This window comes from Aminobacter carboxidus (genome assembly GCF_014863355.1).
Lineage (GTDB): Bacteria > Pseudomonadota > Alphaproteobacteria > Rhizobiales > Rhizobiaceae > Aminobacter > Aminobacter carboxidus.
The window spans coordinates 551742-569804 of sequence record NZ_JACZEP010000001.1 but is presented as its reverse complement, the minus strand read 5'-3'; the positions used below and the strand labels follow the sequence as shown (position 1 = coordinate 569804).

The 18063-nt window shown below is 64.0% G+C and carries 21 protein-coding genes; 7 read left to right on the top strand and 14 right to left on the bottom strand.

The window, feature by feature from the left end; translation table 11 throughout:
- Positions 1 to 43: 43 nt before the first annotated feature.
- The gene (gene cysS, locus IHE39_RS02690; protein WP_246485367.1) at positions 44 to 1480 is read right to left on the bottom strand and encodes a cysteine--tRNA ligase; all 1437 of its coding nucleotides are present in this window, start codon (positions 1478 to 1480) and stop codon (positions 44 to 46) included.
- Positions 1481 to 1929: 449 nt separating this feature from the next.
- Here cysS and IHE39_RS02685 point away from each other — a divergent pair, with 449 nt between their 5' ends.
- On the top strand, positions 1930 to 2085 hold the full coding sequence (locus IHE39_RS02685; RefSeq protein WP_184773870.1) for a transcriptional regulator: 156 nt from the start codon (positions 1930 to 1932) through the stop codon (positions 2083 to 2085).
- Here the strand turns inward: IHE39_RS02685 and IHE39_RS02680 are convergent.
- Complete coding sequence (locus IHE39_RS02680; RefSeq protein WP_192566027.1) at positions 2068 to 2676, bottom strand: LysE family transporter; 609 nt, start codon at positions 2674 to 2676, stop codon at positions 2068 to 2070. The two genes, IHE39_RS02685 and IHE39_RS02680, sit on opposite strands and share 18 nt — an antisense overlap.
- Before the next feature lie 155 nt (positions 2677 to 2831).
- On the bottom strand, positions 2832 to 3608 hold the full coding sequence (locus IHE39_RS02675; protein ID WP_192565422.1) for an SOS response-associated peptidase: 777 nt from the start codon (positions 3606 to 3608) through the stop codon (positions 2832 to 2834).
- Positions 3609 to 3725: 117 nt separating this feature from the next.
- Here IHE39_RS02675 and IHE39_RS02670 point away from each other — a divergent pair, with 117 nt between their 5' ends.
- From IHE39_RS02670 to IHE39_RS02655, 4 genes are all read left to right on the top strand, one after another.
- Positions 3726 to 4148, top strand: coding sequence for an NUDIX hydrolase (locus IHE39_RS02670; RefSeq protein ID WP_192565421.1), 423 nt, complete (start codon positions 3726 to 3728; stop codon positions 4146 to 4148).
- Between the two features lie 123 nt (positions 4149 to 4271).
- Entirely contained in the window at positions 4272 to 4649 is a 378-nt protein-coding gene (locus tag IHE39_RS02665) for a TIGR02301 family protein (protein WP_184773876.1), read from the top strand.
- A gap of 133 nt (positions 4650 to 4782) precedes the next feature.
- Entirely contained in the window at positions 4783 to 5040 is a 258-nt protein-coding gene (locus IHE39_RS02660) for a hypothetical protein (RefSeq protein ID WP_184773878.1), read from the top strand.
- A 174-nt stretch (positions 5041 to 5214) separates the two neighbouring features.
- The gene (locus IHE39_RS02655; protein ID WP_192565420.1) at positions 5215 to 6033 is read left to right on the top strand and encodes a hypothetical protein; all 819 of its coding nucleotides are present in this window, start codon (positions 5215 to 5217) and stop codon (positions 6031 to 6033) included.
- 144 nt (positions 6034 to 6177) lie between these two features.
- On the opposite strand, the gene IHE39_RS02650 is transcribed toward IHE39_RS02655, so the two are convergent.
- Complete coding sequence (locus tag IHE39_RS02650) at positions 6178 to 7509, bottom strand: dihydroorotase (protein WP_192565419.1); 1332 nt, start codon at positions 7507 to 7509, stop codon at positions 6178 to 6180.
- Between the two features lie 71 nt (positions 7510 to 7580).
- On the opposite strand from IHE39_RS02650, the gene ygfZ reads away from it, so the two are divergent.
- Together ygfZ and IHE39_RS02640 are read left to right on the top strand one after the other, a co-directional pair.
- Positions 7581 to 8441: a CAF17-like 4Fe-4S cluster assembly/insertion protein YgfZ gene (gene ygfZ / locus IHE39_RS02645; protein WP_192565418.1), complete on the top strand. Its 861-nt coding sequence runs from the start codon at positions 7581 to 7583 to the stop codon at positions 8439 to 8441.
- Positions 8438 to 9058 carry an HD family hydrolase gene (locus IHE39_RS02640; protein ID WP_192566026.1) on the top strand — a complete coding sequence of 207 codons (621 nt, stop codon included), beginning with the start codon at positions 8438 to 8440 and terminating at the stop codon, positions 9056 to 9058. Before ygfZ ends, IHE39_RS02640 begins: the two co-directional genes overlap by 4 nt.
- Before the next feature lie 50 nt (positions 9059 to 9108).
- Here the strand turns inward: IHE39_RS02640 and IHE39_RS02635 are convergent, their stop codons facing one another.
- The 10 genes from IHE39_RS02635 to IHE39_RS02590 form a co-directional block, all read right to left on the bottom strand.
- Entirely contained in the window at positions 9109 to 9735 is a 627-nt protein-coding gene (locus IHE39_RS02635) for a glutathione S-transferase family protein (protein WP_184773886.1), read from the bottom strand.
- 92 nt (positions 9736 to 9827) lie between these two features.
- Complete coding sequence (locus tag IHE39_RS02630) at positions 9828 to 11009, bottom strand: low temperature requirement protein A (RefSeq protein ID WP_184773888.1); 1182 nt, start codon at positions 11007 to 11009, stop codon at positions 9828 to 9830.
- Between the two features lie 119 nt (positions 11010 to 11128).
- On the bottom strand, positions 11129 to 11401 hold the full coding sequence (locus IHE39_RS02625) for a DUF3303 domain-containing protein (RefSeq protein ID WP_184773890.1): 273 nt from the start codon (positions 11399 to 11401) through the stop codon (positions 11129 to 11131).
- 65 nt (positions 11402 to 11466) lie between these two features.
- Positions 11467 to 12258 carry an SDR family NAD(P)-dependent oxidoreductase gene (locus IHE39_RS02620; protein WP_192565417.1) on the bottom strand — a complete coding sequence of 264 codons (792 nt, stop codon included), beginning with the start codon at positions 12256 to 12258 and terminating at the stop codon, positions 11467 to 11469.
- Between the two features lies 1 nt (position 12259).
- Complete coding sequence (locus IHE39_RS02615; RefSeq protein WP_192565416.1) at positions 12260 to 12835, bottom strand: SRPBCC family protein; 576 nt, start codon at positions 12833 to 12835, stop codon at positions 12260 to 12262.
- The gene (locus IHE39_RS02610; protein WP_434781274.1) at positions 12832 to 13257 is read right to left on the bottom strand and encodes an ArsR/SmtB family transcription factor; all 426 of its coding nucleotides are present in this window, start codon (positions 13255 to 13257) and stop codon (positions 12832 to 12834) included. The genes IHE39_RS02615 and IHE39_RS02610 overlap by 4 nt, the downstream gene beginning before the upstream one ends.
- Positions 13258 to 13282: 25 nt before the next feature.
- On the bottom strand, positions 13283 to 14743 hold the full coding sequence (locus IHE39_RS02605) for a RimK family ATP-grasp domain-containing protein (protein ID WP_192565415.1): 1461 nt from the start codon (positions 14741 to 14743) through the stop codon (positions 13283 to 13285).
- Positions 14740 to 15846 carry a peptidase C39 family protein gene (locus tag IHE39_RS02600; protein WP_192565414.1) on the bottom strand — a complete coding sequence of 369 codons (1107 nt, stop codon included), beginning with the start codon at positions 15844 to 15846 and terminating at the stop codon, positions 14740 to 14742. The genes IHE39_RS02605 and IHE39_RS02600 overlap by 4 nt, the downstream gene beginning before the upstream one ends.
- A gap of 686 nt (positions 15847 to 16532) precedes the next feature.
- On the bottom strand, positions 16533 to 17327 hold the full coding sequence (locus tag IHE39_RS02595) for an anti-sigma factor family protein (protein ID WP_192565413.1): 795 nt from the start codon (positions 17325 to 17327) through the stop codon (positions 16533 to 16535).
- Positions 17324 to 17842 (bottom strand): sigma-70 family RNA polymerase sigma factor, encoded by a 519-nt coding sequence (locus IHE39_RS02590; protein ID WP_184769522.1) that lies wholly within the window; start codon positions 17840 to 17842, stop codon positions 17324 to 17326. Before IHE39_RS02590 ends, IHE39_RS02595 begins: the two co-directional genes overlap by 4 nt.
- Positions 17843 to 18063: the final 221 nt, after the last annotated feature.

Sequence of the window (18063 nt, the reverse complement as noted above, 5' to 3'; positions counted from 1 at the left end):
GGCCGAAGGGGCGAACTGCCATCCACACTCGGCCCCGCCAGCATCAGCGCTTCACTTCCCAGGTCGTCACACGTTCGCCACTCACCGGGTCCTTGCCGTCCTTCAGCTGCACGCCCTGGGCCAGAAGCTCGTCGCGGATACGATCTGCCTCGGCCCAGTTCCTGGCGTTGATCAGCTCCAGCCGGCGCGCGATGGTTGCGGCGACCGCCACCTCGTCGACCTCGGCCGCCTCGAGCCCGAAGCCGAGGAACAGCAGCGCTGCCTTGAGTTCGGCTGCGGCGGTGACGTTGCCACCGGCTTCACTGGCCAGCTGCGACAGGCCCTGGAAGACACTCGACGTGGCAAGATCGTCGCTGAGCGCGGCAATCAGCGACGCGGGCACCTGACCTTCGGCATCGCCGGCGCTGTCGGCCGCGCGCTTCCATTTGCGCAGCGTGTTCTCCGCCTCCTCCAGCTTGCGCACGGAAAAGTCGATCGGCTCGCGATAATGCGTCATCAGCATGGCCAGGCGCAGAACCTCACCCGGCCAGGCGCGGCCGCCGAAACTCTCGGTCGCCAGCAGTTCCTGGATGGTGAAGAAGTTGCCCAGGCTCTTGGACATCTTCTGGCCTTCGACCTGCAGGAAGCCGTTGTGCATCCAGTAATTGGCCATCACCTCGGTGCCGTGGGCGCAGCGCGACTGGGCGATCTCGTTCTCATGATGCGGGAAGATCAGGTCGAGCCCGCCGCCATGGATGTCGAAGACCTCGCCGAGATAGGCCGACGCCATCGCCGAGCACTCGATGTGCCAGCCCGGACGGCCGCGGCCCCAGGGGCTTTCCCAGCCCGGCTCTTCCGCCGAGGATGCCTTCCACAAGACGAAGTCGCCAGGGTTCTTCTTGTGCGCCTCGACCTCGACGCGCGCGCCGGCCTGCTGTTCGTCGAGATTGCGCTTCGACAGCTGGCCGTAGTCCTCCATCGAGCCGGTGTCGAACAGCACTTCGCCTTGCGCTTCATAGGCATGGCCGCGTTCGATAAGACGTTGAATCAACGAAACCATATCTGTCTTGCCATCCGGCCGCGCGAGCACGAACTCAGTCGCGCGCGGCTCCACCGTCGGCTCGAGGCAGCCGAGCGCCTTGACGTCGGCCTGGTACTGGTTCGCCGTCTTTTCGGTGACGCGCCTGATTGCCTCGTTGAGCGGCAGATCGGGAAAGTCACGCAGGGCGCGTGCGTTGATCTTGTCGTCGAGGTCGGTGAGGTTGCGCACATAGGTGACGGCACGCTCGCCATAGACATGGCGCAACAGCCTGAACAGCACGTCGAATACGATAGCCGGGCGCGCATTGCCGATATGGGCGAAGTCGTAGACCGTCGGCCCGCAGACATACATCCGCACGTTTTGCGGATCGATCGGCACGAAGTCTTCCTTCGTGCGCGTCAGCGTGTTGGTAAGGCGAAGGCCCTTGAATGCCCCGGACTTCATCGATGCTTCAGACATAGAACTCCCCGTGTGCATGACCCCGAAAATCTCCGATTTTCGGAAAGGATCATGCACCCAATTTTAGTTTCACGGCGTCCTTTGCGCGTCCAAATGGACGCGCGCCGCCGTGGCCTGCTGGCCTGGGCGTTCAACCTGTCTTTGGTGAAGATGAGGCGAAAACGTCCTGACCAGCGCGAACGCTAGCCAATAATGCAAATGCCGGAAATGGCGAAAGACGTTTTCATCACGGGCTTTATCGCCTCACGAAGCTGTTGCCGTCAAGACGCATCGATATGAAACTTTACCGCGCCGACCGGAACGGAAGCAGTACTGAAACACTTTGTTAAACATCCCGGCACCGTAATGAAACATCGCCCGGATAAAAGGCGCCGCACTGCCACGAATTCGACCGAATCCGTAAGCAAATGCAGCCGCTCTCAACAGAGCTGACTTTAGGGAAGAGACCGATGAAACGAAAACAATCCGATCAGGACCGAGCGCGTAGCCAGTACGCCGAACTGACCAAGCACTACCGGGCCATCGGCCCCGCCGCCATTCTCGCCGCGCTGATCTGCGCGCCGAAGAAAGAAAAGACGCCGCTCAAGCTAAACAAGGCGGCTTAGCAGGCTCAGGCCGATCGCGGCCATCACCAGGCCGATCAGGACATCGAGCACGCGCCATGCGGCAGGCCGGGCAAACACCGGCTCGAGAAGCCGGGCGCCGTAGCCGAGCCCGAAGAACCAGACAAACGACGCCGACGCAGCACCCAGGCCATAGGCCAGGCGTGCCTGTCCCTCATAGGCGGCCGAAAGGCCGCCCAACAGCACCACCGTGTCGAGATAGACATGCGGGTTGAGGAAGGTGAAGGCGAGACAGGCGGCGATCGCTGGCCACAGCCTGGCTTCGCCTGACTTGGCTGCCTGCAGCACTTCGGGCTTCATCGCGCGCCGGAAGGCGATGACAGCATAGGTGAACAAAAACAGCGCGCCGCCCGCCGTCACCGCCGTGATCAGGCGCGGCGACTGGGCAATCAGCGTGCCGAGCCCGGCAACGCCGGCGCCGATCAACAGCGCATCCGAGGTCGCACAGATCAGGCTCAGGATGAACACGTGCTGGCGCAGCAGGCCCTGGCGCAGGATGAATGCGTTCTGCGCGCCAATCGCGATGATCAGCGAGGCACCAAGCAGGAAACCGGAGATGGCGGCGGAGAAAATGGGCGTGGACACGCCGCTCTTCTAATGCACCGCCTGGAAAATCGAAATCGGTTTTTGGAAGGCAGGACGCATGGATTCATGATGCCAGCGCGTCCGTTGAGCGCCGAAGTGGACGTGCGGCGCCCTGGTGCCTGTCAGGGCAGGCTCAGTGCCCGTCAGAACAGCTTCATCTGGCCATCGTCCGGCTTGCTCTTTTCCACCTTCGGCTTCGCTGCCCGCTCAGGCGCAGCTACGGGCAGCGGTTCGACCCGTTGCTGGGTCTCCGGCCCGACATTGGCGACCTTGTTGACCAGCTCCGACACCGGGATCTGCTCGAAGAAATCGGGCTGTGCTGGACGCATCAGTTCAGCGACGTCGCGCGGCTCCTGGGTGCGGCAGTCGAGCCAGCGGGCAAAGTCCTCGGGCTGGATCACCACCGGCATACGATCGTGGATGTGCAGGATGTCGGCGCTCGCATTGGTGGTCAGGATCGCCGCCGTATCCATTTCCGATCCGCCCGGCTCGCTCCACGTCTCCATCAGCCCGGCCAGCGCCACCAGCCCGCCCTTGCGCGGCTTCAGCCAATAGGCCTGGCGCCGGTTGCCCGGCAACTTCTTCCACTCGTAGAAACCCGAAACCGGAATCAGCGCCCGGCGATGGCGCATCGCGGTCTTGAACGAGGCCTTTTCGATCGCCGATTCGGAACGTGCGTTGAACAGAAGCGGCATGTCGGCGGGATTCTTGGTCCACGCCGGGATCAGGCCCCAGCGCGCCAGCAACGCCATGCGGTCCGGCAGGTTCGAGCCCGGCCGGCGCTGCGGCCCTGCCATCACCACCAGGATCGGCTGGGTTGGCGCCACATTGTAGCGCGGCGGAAAGCTTTCGAGATCGCCAACACCCAGGAAGGCGGAGGTCTCATCGGGCGATGCCAGTACCGCTATGCGTCCGCACATCAGGTCAAGTTCCGGTTCATCGCCTGAAAGTGGCGATGGATCGTACCCGCCGCAACCGCTAAAGCGGATATGGTCGGTTGTTCCACAATGGAACGCGTCCCCTAGGCGGAAAATTTGATGATCGATGCAACCATTGTTCCTGCCGTCTCGGTCGCGGTCCTGCGCGACCGCTCGATCATGCTCGTCCGCCGCGGCCGGGCGCCGTCGAAGGGCCTCTACGCCTTCCCCGGCGGGCGCGTCGAACCAGGCGAAACGCTCGAGGACGCCGCCCGACGCGAACTGATGGAAGAGACCGGCGTCGCTGTCGGCGCGCTGGTGCCATTGCGCGAACTGCTCATCGACAGCCGTGCCGAGGGTGCCTCGGTCTACCTGCTCACCGTGTTCGGCGCCCGTCACATCAAGGGCGAACCGGTTGCCGCCGACGATGCCGACGATGCCGCCTATTTCGACCTCGCCGAGATCGAGCGCCTGCCGTTGACCGATTCGACGCTCGAAATCGTGCTCGAACTGCTCGGTGGACAGGTCGCGCTGCCTGCATAGGGGAATTCCGGGAAACGTGTGCAGCGGCTTTCCCTCCGGAATAGCGTAAGACAAGAAGCTCTAGGCTTGGGATAGCCGCGCCTGCGGCCTTGCAGGCGACAAATTGTTTCGTCACAAACAGTTATGATGCGCGCTTCGACCTACATCATGGCCATGACGCTTGCCGCGAGCACGATGCTTGCAGCGCCGGCGCGCGCAGTCGAAGCGCCGTTCGAGCCGGGTCTGATGCGGCTCGCCGAGGTTCTGGGCTCGCTGCATTTCCTGCGCAACCTGTGCGGCGAAAAGGGCACCCAGTGGCGCGGCGAGATGGAAAAGCTGCTCCAGGCCGAAAACCCCTCGCCCGAGCGCCGCGCCCGATTCATCGCCAGCTTCAACCGCGGCTACCGCTCCTTCGACGGCACCTACACCGCCTGCACGCCTTCGGCGACCGAAGCGATCAGCCGCTACATGAAGGAAGGCGAGGCGCTCAGCCGGGATATCGCCTCTCGCTTCGGTAATTAACAGGCTATTTACTTTCCCGGCATTGCCTGCCGTACACGGACGGGCGATTGTGCTAGGTGTCTTAACGGGACATTAAAGGGATAGCTCAAGTTGATCCGAATCATCGGTTCACTGGGCAGGGTGAAAGACCGCAATGGAACAAAGCGTAAGCGACATCGACGCCCTGGTTCGGGAAGAAAAGCGCCTGACCGCCGTCGAGAGCCACAATGAGGCGTGGGCCGAAGGCCTGTCCGCCGGCATCGAGCCGGAAATCATCGCCGAAGCAGCCCTTGCCACCGCTTTTGCCGAGATCGTCGCCGCCAATGGCGAACGCGCGGCGCTCGCCATGCTCGAGCGCATGCGCGCCAGGGTGGAAGCCGGCGACTTCGAGCCGGTGCGCCTGCGGCATTGAGCGCTGCCCCACTTCTTTGACTAGCCGACACGGTTTCGGCATCATGCTGGCACATTAACGGTGTAACCACGCGCTACCGGAACAGGTTTCCGGGCGGGGTTAGGCGGATTGAAAGCGTTGCAGCGTCGGCCCGAGAGGGGGCATGCGCTTGGGAATACCGGAGCCAGGGATCTGATGCGGCCAAAGACTGAAACTGCGCCCCGCGGCGCATTGCGACTTGCCGTGATCGGCCTTGCCGCCTCGCTCGTCCTGCCGCTTTACGCCTCGACGGCGTTCGCGCTCTCCGAAATCAAGCGTGAGGAAATCCCCGCACCGGTCTTGCCGCCGAAGCCGGTCACCGAAGAGAACGCTACGCCTGAAAAGTCGGTGCCGATGCCCGACCCGATCCAGACGCCGACCACCACCCCACCGGCAGACACCGAAGAACCGTCTGACGAGCAGCCGGCCGAGCCGCAGGATGCCACGCCCACCGAACCGGGCGGCGCCACGGGTCCCGCAGCACCCAATCTCGATCCGGAAGGCCCACTTCCCGAAATCGTCTACGATCTCAGCCGCCTGCCCGAGCCGGTGGCGCGGATGCGCACCTTGCTCGTCGAGGCCGCCAAGACCGGCGACATCGAAAAGCTGCGGCCGCTTGTCGGCCAGGGCGAGGCGATGCCGCAATTGTCCTTCGGCGACATCGAGGGCGACCCGATCGCCTTCATCAAAGGACTGTCCGGCGACGGCGAAGGCCAGGAAATCCTCGCCATCATGGAAGAGGTGCTGAACGCCGGCTACGTCCATCTCGGCGAAGGCACCGACGAGGACCTCTATGTCTGGCCCTATTTCTTCGGCATCCCGCTCGACAAGCTCGATCCGCGCCAGAAGGTCGAACTGTTCAAGATCGTCACCGCCGGCGACTACGAAGACATGAAGCAGTACGGCGCCTACGTCTTCTACCGCTTGGGCATCACGCCCGAAGGCCGCTGGGCGTTCTTCGTGGCGGGGGATTGAGCACTGCCGCTTCTTCTTTCGCCCCGTTTACGGGGAGAAGGTGGCCCGAAGGGCCGGATGAGGGGCAGCTCATTCATCTGTGAGGCTGGCTCCGCCCCTCATCTGCCTGCCGGCATCTTCTCCCCGTGCACGGGGAGAAGAAAGCTACCGCACCACCGCTTCCGAAAACTCCACCGCCCTGCCCTGTGACGGCGTGGTGATCTCGCCTTGCCACATCACGCGGATGCCGCGTATGATGGTGCCGACCGGCCAGCCGGTCACCTGCTTGCCATCATAAGGCGTCCAGCCGGCCTTGGAGCCGGCCTGGGCGTTGGTGATGGTCTCGGTGCGCTTCATGTCGACGACGGTGAAATCGGCGTCATAGCCGGCGGCGATTCGGCCCTTGCGCGCCATGCCAAAGATGCGGTTCGGGCCGTGGCTGGCGAGATCGACGAAGCGTTCCAGCGTCAACCGACCTGAGTTCACGTGGTCGAGCATGATCGGCACCAGCGTCTGCACGCCGGTCATGCCGGACGGCGAAGCCGGATAGGCCTTGGCCTTCTCCTCGAGCGTGTGCGGTGCATGGTCGGAGCCGAGCACGTCGACGACGCCCTGGCTGATGCCGTGCCAGACGCCGTCGCGGTGACGGGCTGCGCGCACCGGCGGGTTCATCTGCAGCAGCGTGCCGAGCCGGGCGTAATCGTCCGAGCTCATGGTCAGGTGATGCGGCGTCGCCTCGCAGGTGGCGACATCCTTGTGATGTTCGAGGAAGGCGATTTCTTCCGCCGTCGAGATGTGCAGCACATGGATGCGCGCACGCGTCTCACGGGCAATGCGCACCAGCCGCTCGGTGCACTGCAGGGCTGCGATCTCGTCGCGCCAGATCGGGTGCGACGACGGGTCGTTTTCGACGCGATAGCCAAGGCGCTCGCGCAGGCGGAACTCGTCCTCGGAATGGAAGGCAGCACGGCGGCGGGTGTTGCGCAGGATCGAGGCGACGCCCTCGTCGTCCTCGACCAGAAGATCGCCCGTCGACGAGCCCATGAACACCTTGATGCCGGCAGCGCCAGGCAGGCGCTCCAGTTCGGCGACGTCGCCGGCGTTCTCACGCGTGCCGCCGACCCAGAAGGCGAAGTCGCAATGCATGCGCGCGGTGGCACGGCTGACCTTGTCGGCAAGGGCGGCCTCGCTCGTCGTCAGCGGGTTGGTGTTGGGCATTTCAAAGACGGCGGTTACGCCGCCGAGCACCGCCGCACGCGAACCGCTCTCCAGGTCTTCCTTGTGCTCGAGGCCGGGCTCGCGGAAATGCACCTGGCTGTCGACCACGCCGGGCAGGATGTGCAGGCCTCGGCAATCGATGGTCTCGCCGGCGGAGCTGCCGCCCAGATCGCCGATAGCGGCGATCCGGCCATTGGTCACGCCGACGTCGCGGACGCCGGTGCCGTCATGATTGACGACCGTGCCGCCCTTGAGGATGAGGTCGAAGGTGGTAGCCATATCGCGCGTGCCCTTGTCTGGGAATTGCCTGCGGCTTACGTAATGGCTCTCCGAAATGCAAGATCAGGTCCATGCCGACAGCCATCCTCGCAGACCGCGCCATTATCGATGTTTCCGGCCCCGATGCCGAGCATTTCCTGCAAAACATCCTGACGCTCGACCTGGATGCGCTAGGTCAGCACGAGGCCAAACCGGGCGCGCTGCTCGCCCCGCAAGGCAAGATCATGTTCGACTTCCTGGTCTCGCGCAGCGGCGACAACGCGCTCAGGCTCGAATGCCGGGCCGACATATCAGATGATTTCGTACGCCGCCTGATGCTCTACCGGCTGCGTGCCAAGGCCGATATTTCGAAGCAGGATCAGGCGCTTGTCGCCGTGTCATGGCAATCTGATTCAGCCGCTTCGCAAACTGATTCAACAACGACTGTCCGCGACAGCCGCTTCCAGGCGCCGGTGTTCCGCCACTATGGCGCTGCACCCGCCGCCACAACAGGCGAAGCCGACTGGCATGCCTTCCGCATCGCCAGTGGTGTCGCCGAAAGTGGCCCCGACTATGCGCTGGCGGACGCCTTTCCGCATGACGTGCTGCTCGACCAGATGGGCGGTGTCGGTTTCAAGAAAGGCTGCTTCATCGGCCAGGAGGTGGTGTCGCGCATGCAGCATCGTGGTACCGCGCGCCGCCGCGTGCTTCTGGTCACCGCGGGCGCAGACCTTCCCGCCGCCGGCACCGAGCTCAGGGCCGACGGCAAGGTCGTGGGTGCGCTCGGTTCGGTCGACGGCAAGAACGGTCTCGCCATCGCCCGCATCGACAGGGTCAAGGCGGCGCTCGACGCCGGTAGCGAGATCACTGCCGGCGACGTCGCCGTGTCGCTCGAAATTCCTGCCTGGGCCAGCTTCACCTACCCCGAAGCGGCCAGCGCGGAAGACGCCTGATGGCTGACCGTCCCGGCGCCCCGCCGCGCGCCTGGCAGCGCATGCTGTCGGGCCGACGCCTCGACCTGCTCGACCCCTCGCCGCTCGACGTCGAGATTTCCGACATCGCCCACGGCCTCGCCCGTGTCGCGCGCTGGAACGGCCAGACCTCGGGCGACCACGCCTTTTCGGTGGCCCAGCATTCGCTCCTGGTCGAGGAGATCTTTCGCAGGATCGTGCCAGCTGCATCGCCGGATGCGTTGCTCGCCGCGTTGCTGCACGATGCACCCGAATATGTCATCGGCGACATGATCTCGCCGTTCAAGTCGGTTGTCGGCGGCGGCTACAAGTCGTGCGAGGAGCGGCTGCAGCATGCCGTCCATCTGCGCTTTGGCCTGCCGGCCGAAATCGGCGTGGGGCTGAAGAAGGACATCAAGCGCGCCGACCAGATATCGGCCTATTTCGAGGCGACTGCGCTCGCCGGCTTTGCTGTGTCAGAAGCGACCGAGTTCTTCGGCCGCCCGCGCGGCATCGCCGCCGACGGGCTCGATCTGGCGCCGCAGCCGGCAAAACGCGTGCAGGATGCCTTCCTCAAGCGCTTCGCTGCGATCGAAAAGCAGCGCCACGGCCGACCATGATCCCAGGAAGTGGCTGCAGGTTTTCCGGCAAGACCATGCTCCACTAAGTCTCAGGCCGGCGGGATGAACGCCTGGCTGATCTGCTGGAACACCGGCATCGCCTCCAGCCGTGCGACATCGGCGGCGAGCGCCGGGAACTCGGCCATATCAAGCAGGCCCTGGTGCGCATCGTTGATGAAGCGCAACACCGCAACCACGGCGATGTCGGCATGGCCGATGCGATCGTCGAACCAGTAGGTCCCACCCCTTTTTGCCCGCTCGGTTTCCAGCACCGCGAGCACCGAGGCGATCTGCGTGCGGCAGCGCTCGACCCAGACCTCCGACACCTGCGCATGCAGCCGCTTTTCGTAAAACAGGCTGACCGCCTTTTCGCCGACGCCGGTGGCCAGCGTCGTGATCTTCAGCGCCTGATGCCGCGCCGGCTCATCCCTCGGGAACATCGCTTCGCCTGAAGGTGCCAGGCTGTCGAGATAATCGAGCATCATGTGGCTGTCGATCAGCACCTCGCCATTGTCGAGCACCAGCGTCGGCACCCGGGTCAGCGGGTTGTAGGCGCGGATCTTGTCGGCGTCGCCGAATGCCGACCACGGCTCGTGCCTGAACGGCAGGCCATAGAGCCGAAGTGCGATGCCGACACGGCGAACGAAAGGGCTGTCATACTGGCCGATGAGGATCATGATGTGCGTCCCGGAGCGAAACTTCTCCGGGATACTACACGAGGCAGTGTCCCGATCCAGAAGCCTGGCCGCTCCGGTTCTTCGTCCAGCCGCTAATGCGCCTGATGCCCGCTCGGCTGGCCGCGCAGTTCGAGGATCGTCACCAGCACCATCACCACGGTCGTCGCCGCCCCGATCAGCAGCGGTGACATGTGGCTGGCGAAGGGCAACATGGCGGCAAGCAGCCCAAGGCCGATGATGTGCGAGAGCGGCGCGCGGCCGACGACATAGAACTTGAACAACAGGTTGCCGACCAGATAGAGCGCGGTGCCGCCGATCGAGGTCCAGATCACGGCTGCTTCGGCGTGGCCGAGCGGATGGGCAAGGACCAACTCGTCCGAGACGGCCACCACGATGATGCCGGCGACCAGCACCACGGGAATGTAGGTATAGGCGACGCGGGCGATCCGCCCCTTGTCGGCGGCCGACGAGATACGATGGTGCGCCGCCTCCTGGCCGACGTTGAAATAGATCAGCCACATCGCCACCGAGGCGAAGAAGGTGGTGAGGAAAGCCGCGAAGTTGACCCAGTTCCATTCGAGTTCGGCGAAGGTCGCGCCCGAAACAAGGATCGATTCGCCCAGCGCGATGATGATGAACAGCGCGCTGCGCTCGGCCATATGGCCGCCATCGACATCCCAGTCGGCGGTCGTGGAAGCGCCATGCCACGGTGTCCAGAAGCCGAGTGCCGGCGAAATCAGCTCGATGGCAAGCGCGATACCCCAGAGAAGGAACCGGCTTTCGACACCTGCCATCCCGCCGGCAATCCAGAAGACGCCGGAAAGGGCTAGCCAGAATCCGATGCGCACGAAGTTGGCATGATTGTCGGGATTGTGACGCTTGAGCGCCCACAACATGAACAGCGTGCGGCCCAACTGCATGAAGACGTAGGCCACGGCAAACTGCAGGCCACGCCCTTCGAATGCTTCAGGTATCGATGTCGACAGCATCAGCCCGGCCAGCATCAGCATGAAGAGCATCGCCCGCACCGGCGCCTTGGTCGGGTCGAGCCAATTGGTTACCCAGGCGGTGTAGTTCCACACCCACCAGACGGCAGCGAGCAGAAGCATGCTTTCGGCCGCACCCTTCAGCGTAAGGTCGCGCAGCAACAGATGCGACAGCTGGGTGATCGCAAAGACGAAAACCAGGTCGAAGAACAGCTCGACGAAATCGACCCGCGCCGCCTCGCCTATTCCCCGCTTGCGCTGGTAGTTATGAACCGCCGCTCCGATCATGCCCGTCCCCGTTGCTGTTTGGCGTCAGCATTCACGTCGCCAGGGCTTTGCGTCAAGCGGGCAACGGTGCCGCTGCTGCCACGCACGGTGGTCGCGCCCATTCAGCAGGACATCGCCGCTCAGAGATGGGCGGTCAGCCCCGCCACCGTGTCCTTGCTCGAGGCAACGGGCACGATCTCGAAACCGACGAGATCGGCCCATTCGACGACCCAGCGCTGAAGCAGCGTCACGTCATCGGCCTCCACCAGCATGAAGCAGCGGCTCATGTCGCCGGCAATCCAGCTGTGATGGACGATGAAGCCCTCGGGCGCCAACCGTCCCTTGTCGCGGAAACGGCGATAGATCGCCTTCGGGTCGCGGCCGCGAAAATCCTCGATGACAAAGAAAAGCATGTTGTCCGCGTCCCCCGCTCTTATGGGAGAAGATCAGGGGCGGCGGAAATTGGCAAGGCTGTGGGTCAGTCGACCAGCGTGCCGCAGCTCAGGTTGGCGATAGCACCCGTCATGGCCCCTGCCCGATCCGAGGCGGCAAAGGCTGCGAAATCGCCGATCTCGGCCAGCGTCGGGAAGCGCCCGAGCAGCGGTCCGTTGGCGGCGCGGGCAGCGAGCATTTCGTCGACCGACATGCCGGCCCGGCTGGCAAAGCCTTGGAAGGCGGCGCGCGCATGCGACACCGCAAGCGATTCGGGGATGGCGTCGGGGCGCAGGCAGATCACCCTGATGCCGCTCCGCCCGAGTTCGCCAGCAAGGATGCGCGACAACGCCTCCACCGCCGCACTTGCAACGCCATTGCCGAGAAAGCCCACACCGGACATGCGCGCGCCTGGCGTCGACAGGGTCAGGATCACGCCCTTGCCACGCATGTGGCGCGCTGCAGCTTTGGCGGTCAGGAAGTTGGTCCTGGTGTAGGCGGCGACAGGCGTTTCGAAATCGGCAAGCGAAAGTTCCGCCAGCGGCGTTCCCTGCACATGGGCGACACCGACGGCGTTCAGCGCGATGTCGATGCCACCTGTTTTCGTCGCCACTGAACCGGCGTGGCGTTCGACGGCTTCCTCATCGAGCGCATCGACAATAGCGATCTCCGCGAATCCGCCATCGGCGCGAATGTCGGCCGCGACAGCTTCCATCCTGGGGCGCGAGCGCCCGGCGAGGAAGACGCGGGCGCCATCGCGGGCGAATGCCTTTGCCGCAGCGCCACCTATCGCGCCACCACCACCATGGACCACCGCAATGCGGTTGTGGAGCAGCATGTCACTCTCCAGCCTTTGCAGCGGTCTGCGGCCTGCCAATACGCTCGGCATATTCGCCGACCAACCGGGTGTGGGTGCGCCAGAAGCCGTCGGGCTCGCGCCCCTCGAGCCTGGCGGCGAGGATGCCGAGATGGGTGTGCCAGCCCGCGGCGACATTCAGCATCGCGCCAGGGTCGGTGAGCTGGCGATGGGTGACCGTCAGCAACACCTTGTCGTTGCGCGGCTCAAGTTCGAAGCGCACTTCGGAGCTTTCGCCCGTCTCCGCCGCACCGCCCCAACTGTAGGCGAGCAGATAAGGCGGCTCGCAGGCGATGATCTCACCAGGCACGCGATGCTCGGCGAGAGCCGCCAGATGCGCCGGCGGCGGATCGTCGTTGCGGGTCAGTTCCGAATTGCGGAAGACGTTCTCGACCTGTCCACCTGCTCTCAGTTCCATCGCTCCGCCGGCGAGCCACTGGCTGCGCTTGTCGGAGTCGGTGAGATAGCTCCAGATCCGTTCGGCCGGGCCAGGCAGCAGCCGCTCGATGCGCACCGTTCCCGGCTCGGTGACGACGCCGTAAGAAGTATGGATAGTCATGGCTTGCTCCCTTTCTTCTTCGCTTCAGTACCGGTTTTGGAAGGCTTGTTCGCCGCGGCCTGGTCCTCGGCCACGAGCAGGGCTTCGAGAGTGTCGAGCTGCTGGCTCCAGAATTTCTCATAGTGACGCATCCACTCGACCCCGGCATGCATCGGCATCGCGTCGAGGCTGCAGACATGGGTGCGCCCCTGCACGCTGCGGCGTACGAGCCCGGCTTTCTCCAGCACCCTGATGTGCTTGGAAGCGGCAGCCAGCGACATGTCGAACGGGGCCGACAGGTCGCCGACATTGCGCGGCCCCTTGGCCAGACCGGTGAGCATCGCCCTTCGGGTCGGATCGGAAAGCGCGTGAAAGACCGCGTCGAGATGTTCTGAATCTTCAACCATAAGGTTGAACGTATAGCCGCAAATCGGAATAGTCAACCATTAGGTATAATGATTTTCGAGGCTATTTGCCGTTGCGCTCCAGCCGGTCGAGGAACCACTGGGTCAGCCGCATCCAGACCTCGTCCTTCTCGCCGGAATCCTCGACGCCATGGTCGAGGTTCGGGTTGTCGTTGACCTCGATGACGAAGACGCCATCCTTGGTTTCCTTGAGGTCGACGCCATAGAGCCCGTCGCCGATGCAGCGCGCGGCGCGCACGGCGGTGTCGATAACATGGGCTGGGGCATGCTTCAGCGTGAACGTCTTGATGCCGCCCTCGTCGGGCTTGCCGGCGCGGTCGTGATTGACGATCTGCCAGTGCTTCTTGGCCATCAGATAGTGGATGGCAAACAGCGGCTGGCCACCGAGCACGCCGACGCGCCAGTCATACTGCGTCGGCATGAACTTCTGGGCGATCAGCAGATCCGAATCCTCGAGCCAGGCGGCCGCGAGCGCCTTCAGCTCGTCGAAGTTCGATGCCTTCTTGACGCCGCGCGAGAACGAACTGTCGGGGATCTTCAGCACCAGCGGAAAACCAAGCGTATCGGCCGCCACCTGCAGGTCCGACAGGCCGGCGATCATGACGGTCGGCGGCACCGGCACGTTGTTGTAGGCCATCAGTTCGTTGAGATAGACCTTGTTGGTGCAGCGGATCATCGACAGCGGGTCGTCGATAACCGGCATGCCCTCCTGCTGGGCGCGGCGGGCGAAGCGGTAGGTGTGGTTGGAGATCGACGTCGTCTCGCGGATCAGCAGCGCGTCGTAATTGGCAAGCTTGGCCAGGTCCCGCTTGGTGATCGGCTCGACCTCGACGCCCATCTTCTCGGCGATGCGGGCCCAATAGCGCAGCGACGAGATCTCCGACGGCGGCAGTTGCTCGTTGGGGTCGATAAGCGTGGCGAAGGTATAGCGCGAAGGCGTACGCGCCTTGGTGTCGCGCCATTCGCGGCTGGTATAGGCTTCGAGTGCCGCAACGAAACGCTTCTTGTCGGTGGCGTCCAGACGCCCAAGTGCTGCAAAGCCGATCTTGTGGATCGACGCCCATTCGCCGTCCTTGATCGCGACCTCCAGCGCCGGCGCGCGGAACCAGTCGAACAAAAGCCGGGTGAAACGGTCCCAGGCCTTGGTCGGGCCGACGCCGAAGAAAATCGTCACCTTGGCCGGGAATGCCCCGCCCAAGTCCTTGCGGCACTTGTTGAGCGCCAACTCGAGTTCAGGCAGCGCATTTTCGTAGAGCTTGCGTTCGGACAGGTCGATCATCGTCTCGACGGTCGGGATCACCTTGTGGCCGCGCGAACCGGCCAGGAGCGAAGCATAATAGCCCCGGCTCTGGTAGGCATAGCGGTTCGACAGGTTGATGATCTTCGGCCGCTGGCCGCGAAACAGCGCCGGATGGGCGAGATAGTCGCGGTTGGTGATGATCTTGTGCGGCGTCGCGGTCTGGTCGAGGTCGCTTTGCCGGCCGGTGAGAATGACCCAGGTCATCGTTTCGAAGGCTTTCCGAGAGTGATTGCGGCGCGCAGGCCGTCGCGGCCGAACTGCGCCATGCGCATGAAGATGTCGTAGGGAACGGGTATGTTGGCGGCGTCCGACGCCGTCTCGCGCTGCTCGTCCTCGATCCACGGGTCATGGATCAAGATGTGGCCGCCATCGTCGCCGATGGCCAGAACCCAGTGCGGCACCTTCTTGCCGAACATCAGAAAGCCCGAGATCAGCACCAGCACCAGCTTGCCCTCGGCCAGCTTGCCCCTGATGTCGTCGAGCGCGAACGGGCGGTAGGTCACGGGGATCGCGTATTTTTCGGCGCGGGCGCGGAAATCGGCCTGCGCCAGCTCCATCACTCGGCGTTTTTCGGCGGTGCGGACGGACTGCAGAAACAGCGCGCCCTCGGCGGATACGAAGATCTCCGCGCCAAGCCCCGCCTCATGGCCAGCCACCGCCAGCCCGAACGGCTCGCAGCCGCCCGGCCCCGACATCATGAAGATCGTCGTCGCCTCGCGCCAAAGCCTGACCTCCATCACCGGGTCCGGCACGAACTTGCGGTCGAAATTGGCCATCGCCATCATCAGGCAGCACGGCCCGCAGGTGAAATCGCAGGTCTGGGCGTAGAACGGCACCTTGGTTGCCACCGGCACGTCGCCGCGCAGCGTCTTTTCGTAGCGCAGCGCTGCCATACCGTCTTCGTAATAGTCGGCCTCGTGGCCGATCCTGCGATAGCCGTTTTGCTCGTAGAGCCGGATAGCGCGTCCATTGTCCTGGCGTACCTCGAGCCGCAGCATCATGCGGCCATGCTCGTAGGCGACGTGCTCGGCGGCATCGAGCAGGCTGCGGCCGATGCCCTTGCCGCCAAAATCGGGTGCAATGGCGAAGGAATAAAGCCGCGCCACGCCGCTGCCCTTGCGAAACAGCACCATCGCATAGCCGGCAAGGCGGCCGTTGCTGTCAGCGACAAGCGCCTGCGCGGTTTCGTGATCGATCAGTTGGCGGAAGGAGCGGCGCGAAATCCGGTCGCCTTCAAAGACGGCGTTCTCGATGGCGACAAGCGCATCGACATCTTCAGCGCGGGCCGTACGAATGTCGGCAGCCATCTGGTCCTGAGAACCTCGTCTGGGCGAGAGGAGCCCTGAAGGAATGTCCCTGCGAAGCGCTGGCGCGCCCGCGTTTGCACTGCGCAGTCACGCCTCGATTCGGGCCTTATTGTGACATGGCCGGGCACTGCTCGGGCATATGAATCTCATAGGAAAGGGCGCCGAAAAACGTCGAGCCTTCAGGTCCTGTTGCGCTCGTGTTTCCGGATCTGGGTAGCCGGTGCTTGCTGCCGAGTCTTGGCTGGCTGCAAGCACCGGGAAGCTTTTGGACACGGCCCGGCTACGTACCCCGGTTCCTTATGGCTTGTGGCCACTCTGCTGTCGCGGCATGGATTCCCGACACTCTCCGCTCGTTTCACTCGCTCACGAGGTCGGGAATGACGGGCTGGAGGTGCCGTCTCGGCCAACCTTCAACATAGCTCCCGGGGCAAGGTATCCGTCAGTCACAGTGGTCGGAGATTGGCGAGACACCCACACGATCCGTCATTCCCGATCTCGTGAGCGAGTGAAACGAGCGGAGAGTGTCGGGAATCCATGCCGTGGCCGCCCAATGGCCACATGCCATCAGGAAAACGGCGGAGCTCCGCAACTTGGGAGCCAAACAGGGCTAAGCAGCGGGCTGCCCAGCTACCCAAGGTACAGAGGTGCAAGCAGTACAAGCAGCGCCCCCGCGAAAGAGCCACTGCCTACGACCGCGCCAGCCCGGCTCCCGCGATCAGCTGCTTGTAGGCGTCCTTGGCGACCACGCCCATCTGCTCGGGCGGCAACGTGCCGACGATGGCGCAGCCATAGCCTTCGTCCTGCCAGTAGACCGCCTCGGGGCCACCGCTCGCCAGGGTGAAAGTACCCTTGGAGCGTTCAGTGCCTTCGGCGACGACATAGACCGAGATGCGGTTGCCCTCGGCGTCCGCATAGAGCATCAGCGCCGCCGTGCTGCCATTCGCCGGCACTAGGCGCCCGCCCAGCAGCGTAAAACCGTTCTTGGTCAGGTCCGGCGCCACAAGCGTCAAGCCGGTTCGCTTGGACAGCCAGCCGGTCAGATAGGCCTGGTCGCTGCCGTCGACTTCGACCGGCCGGTTCTTGTCGGCGGCGAATGTCTGGTGCGCCGCGATCGCCAGTTGGGCCATGCGGTCGTCGGAATCGGCTCCCATGCCGATGCCGCTCATCCCGGCAAGATATCCGCCGACCCCGCCTGCGATCAGCAATGCCGCTGCAGCCGCCATTCGCCACCACGGCGTCGCCTGCTTGCGCCTGGGGCCATCGCCATTGACCGCTGTTACCAGCCGCGACGGCACCGGCTCTTCGAGCACACCAGCAAACAGGTTACGCAAGGCGGCGTTATCGGCCGCAAAACGCAGGCTTTTGGCCTTCATGTCGGGATTGGCTTCGAGCCACATCTGGTAGGCGGCGCGCTCGTCCTCCGGCAGCTCGCCGTCGAGGGCCAGGTGGATGTCACGGTCGGTAAAGCTGCGCGCGGTCATTTCTCGACGATCCTTATCGCCCGCCGGCGTGCCTGGTCGTCAAGCAGCCCGCGCAGTTCCTCGCGGCCGCGCGCGATGCGTGACATCAGCGTGCCGGCCGGCACACCGAGCATCGTTGCGGCCTCGGCATATGAAAATCCTTCGATGGCAACCATCACCAGAGCGGCGCGGCGGTCGGGGCTGATCTGCTGCAACGCATCGACGATCTCGCGCGAAGCGACACTTTCGGTCTGCGTCGCAGGGGTCGCCAGCGCCTCGGTCGCGTCGAGCGACAGGATCGACGCCTCGCCGCGCCGGCTCACCTTGCGCATCTGGTCGATGAATAGATGGTGCATGATCGTAAACAGCCACCTCCTGGGGCTTTCTCCGGTTCGCCAATTGTCCATGCGCACCAGCGCGCGCTCGAGACTGTCCTGGACGAGATCGTCGGCGGAATCGCGGTCGCGCAAAAGCGCGCGCGCATAGCGGCGCAGCCGGGGGATTTCCTGAAGTATCGCTGCCTTCTTTTCGTCCATGACCGCGGATCGCAAGTCGTCCTCTTTGACGTCGATTGAACGCGCCGAATCGGCGCGACGCAAGCAGCTGACTGAACCCCAGTCACCCAAGCGCACAACTAACGACTGGCGGCATCGTTCTATTCCCGACACATCAGAAATCTTGAACCTTTTCCCTAGTTCAATTGATTTTGAACATCGCTGCGGATCGGGTAAAAACATTCCACTCACGGGAGATCTGA